The sequence below is a fragment of the Limosilactobacillus sp. DJ3M12 genome (genome assembly GCF_947381695.1).
Classification (GTDB): Bacteria; Bacillota; Bacilli; order Lactobacillales; family Lactobacillaceae; genus Limosilactobacillus; species Limosilactobacillus kinnaridis.
Genome location: NZ_CANCWY010000048.1, coordinates 1 through 2,214 on the forward strand (window position 1 = coordinate 1; position 2,214 = coordinate 2,214).

The 2,214-nt window shown below is 48.0% G+C and carries 1 protein-coding gene and 19 tRNA genes; all 20 read right to left on the bottom strand.

Annotated elements, in window-relative coordinates; all coding sequences use genetic code 11:
- Positions 1–48: 48 nt before the first annotated feature.
- The gene (locus QOS06_RS10470; RefSeq protein WP_013923981.1) at positions 49–237 is read right to left on the bottom strand and encodes a hypothetical protein; all 189 of its coding nucleotides are present in this window, start codon (positions 235–237) and stop codon (positions 49–51) included.
- Between the two features lie 192 nt (positions 238–429).
- Positions 430–504 (bottom strand) — tRNA-Asp (locus QOS06_RS10475).
- Positions 505–508: 4 nt separating this feature from the next.
- A tRNA-Met gene (locus QOS06_RS10480) sits at positions 509–582 on the bottom strand.
- Between the two features lie 10 nt (positions 583–592).
- Positions 593–664 (bottom strand) — tRNA-Glu (locus QOS06_RS10485).
- 4 nt (positions 665–668) lie between these two features.
- Positions 669–756 (bottom strand) — tRNA-Ser (locus QOS06_RS10490).
- 2 nt (positions 757–758) lie between these two features.
- Positions 759–833: transfer RNA gene (locus tag QOS06_RS10495), tRNA-Ile, on the bottom strand.
- A gap of 9 nt (positions 834–842) precedes the next feature.
- Positions 843–913: transfer RNA gene (locus QOS06_RS10500), tRNA-Gly, on the bottom strand.
- A 15-nt stretch (positions 914–928) separates the two neighbouring features.
- Positions 929–1,001, bottom strand: a tRNA-Phe gene (locus QOS06_RS10505).
- 9 nt (positions 1,002–1,010) lie between these two features.
- Positions 1,011–1,085: transfer RNA gene (locus QOS06_RS10510), tRNA-Asp, on the bottom strand.
- A 4-nt stretch (positions 1,086–1,089) separates the two neighbouring features.
- Positions 1,090–1,163: transfer RNA gene (locus tag QOS06_RS10515), tRNA-Met, on the bottom strand.
- Between the two features lie 8 nt (positions 1,164–1,171).
- Positions 1,172–1,259 (bottom strand) — tRNA-Ser (locus QOS06_RS10520).
- 52 nt (positions 1,260–1,311) lie between these two features.
- Positions 1,312–1,385 (bottom strand) — tRNA-Ile (locus tag QOS06_RS10525).
- A gap of 15 nt (positions 1,386–1,400) precedes the next feature.
- Positions 1,401–1,474 (bottom strand) — tRNA-Met (locus tag QOS06_RS10530).
- A gap of 30 nt (positions 1,475–1,504) precedes the next feature.
- Positions 1,505–1,578: transfer RNA gene (locus QOS06_RS10535), tRNA-Pro, on the bottom strand.
- A 6-nt stretch (positions 1,579–1,584) separates the two neighbouring features.
- A tRNA-Arg gene (locus QOS06_RS10540) sits at positions 1,585–1,658 on the bottom strand.
- An 8-nt stretch (positions 1,659–1,666) separates the two neighbouring features.
- Positions 1,667–1,752 (bottom strand) — tRNA-Leu (locus QOS06_RS10545).
- A 16-nt stretch (positions 1,753–1,768) separates the two neighbouring features.
- Positions 1,769–1,840, bottom strand: a tRNA-Gly gene (locus tag QOS06_RS10550).
- Positions 1,841–1,849: 9 nt separating this feature from the next.
- A tRNA-Thr gene (locus tag QOS06_RS10555) sits at positions 1,850–1,922 on the bottom strand.
- 44 nt (positions 1,923–1,966) lie between these two features.
- Positions 1,967–2,039, bottom strand: a tRNA-Lys gene (locus QOS06_RS10560).
- A gap of 18 nt (positions 2,040–2,057) precedes the next feature.
- Positions 2,058–2,130: transfer RNA gene (locus QOS06_RS10565), tRNA-Val, on the bottom strand.
- Between the last annotated feature and the right edge of the window lie 84 nt (positions 2,131–2,214).

Below are 2,214 nucleotides of genomic sequence, written 5' to 3' on the forward strand. Positions count from 1 at the left end.
ATGTCTGTTTTTCCACAGACTAAATAGATATAATCTGGGTCATGCCAATTAACGAGCATAACGAATAACCACTTTAACGATATCCGAAGCTAAAACAGAATTAGTCCCCTTGAAAATCGTTAATTCGACTTCATTCACATTAATTTTTACGGCAGGGCGTGCCGTAAAAGAATGCTTTTGTAAATTACTTGGCTTGTTTTTGAAAACTGGGGTAATAATTTCATTTTGTTCTGTCATAAATAAAAAATCTCCTTACTGATGATAGTCTCAGTATAGAAGATCCGGGGTAGCTAGAGCTAGACGTACTGTTATTGACTGCTTACGATATTGTAGAGCCTTTTTAATTCGTATTTTATTAACTGTTTACCTTTTACTAACAAAAAAACTTCCCACCTATCCGTAGAAAGTTTTTATCCATCACTAATTATACGGTCCGTACGAGACTCGAACTCGTGATCTCATCCGTGACAGGGATGCGTCCTAAACCAACTAGACCAACGGACCAAAATTGCGGGGGCTGGATTTGAACCAACGACCTCCGGGTTATGAGCCCGACGAGCTACCAGGCTGCTCTACCCCGCGATAATAAAGATGACCCGTGCGGGATTTGAACCCACGATACCAGCGTGAAAGGCTGGTGTCTTAACCACTTGACTAACGGGTCATTACGGAGAAGGAGGGATTCGAACCCTCGCACCGCTTGCGCGATCTACACCCTTAGCAGGGGCGCCTCTTCAGCCACTTGAGTACTTCTCCAATGGGCCTAAATGGACTTGAACCATCGACCTCACGCTTATCAGGCGTGCGCTCTAAACCAGCTGAGCTATAGGCCCATATCTAAAAGCGGGTAACGAGAATCGAACTCGCGACAACAGCTTGGAAGGCTGTGGTTTTACCACTAAACTATACCCGCATAATATTAAGTTAATGGCGCGGGACGGAATCGAACCGCCGACACACGGAGCTTCAATCCGTTGCTCTACCAACTGAGCTACCGAGCCAAATATAAACGGTCCGTACGAGACTCGAACTCGTGATCTCATCCGTGACAGGGATGCGTCCTAAACCAACTAGACCAACGGACCAAAATTGCGGGGGCTGGATTTGAACCAACGACCTCCGGGTTATGAGCCCGACGAGCTACCAGACTGCTCTACCCCGCGATAATATAAGGAGGATGAGGGATTCGAACCCTCGCGTCGCTCTCACGGCCTAGCGGTTTTCAAGACCGCCCCCTTCAGCCACTTGGGTAATCCTCCATAATGAACTAATAAGATTAAACAATAATGATTCATCAAAGCTAATCTCTGATGGACCTTGTAGGACTCGAACCTACGACCGGGCGGTTATGAGCCGCTTGCTCTAACCAACTGAGCTAAAGGTCCAAAACAGCCAGCCAATCGCGGCGGGGGGGATCGAACCCTCGACCTCCCGGGTATGAACCGGACGCTCTAGCCAGCTGAGCTACACCGCGAAAAAACTAATAATATATTAATTTTATAAATCGGGAAAACAGGATTCGAACCTGCGACCCCCTGGTCCCAAACCAGGTGCTCTACCAAGCTGAGCTATTTCCCGAAAAAATGCACCCAGAAGGAGTCGAACCTTCAACCTTCTGATTCGTAGTCAGACACTCTATCCAATTGCGCTATGGGTGCATAATAAGTGCCGAGGACCGGGATCGAACCGGTACGGTTATCACTAACCGCAGGATTTTAAGTCCTGTGCGTCTGCCAATTCCGCCACCCCGGCATTATAGAACTGGCAAAGCGGAAGACGGGATTCGAACCCGCGACCCCCACCATGGCAAGGTGATGTTCTACCACTGAACTACTTCCGCATATGAAAGTGCCGACTAGAGGATTCGAACCTCCGACCCCCTGTTTACAAGACAGGTGCTCTGCCAACTGAGCTAAGTCGGCAATTGACACTTTGTTTTTTTATTATCAGATAAAATTTCTGATAATGAGCCGTGACGGGCTTGAACCGTCGACCCTCTGATTAAAAGTCAGATGCTCTACCAACTGAGCTAACGGCTCATGAGCTTAATCGCTCAATGGAGGATACAGGGCTCGAACCTGTGACCTCCTGCTTGTAAGGCAGATGCTCTCCCAACTGAGCTAATCCTCCATAAGCGTGGCAACGTCCTATCCTCGCAGGGAGCGATCCCCCAACTACTTTCGGCGTGTTGAAGCTTAACTTCTGTGTTCGGCA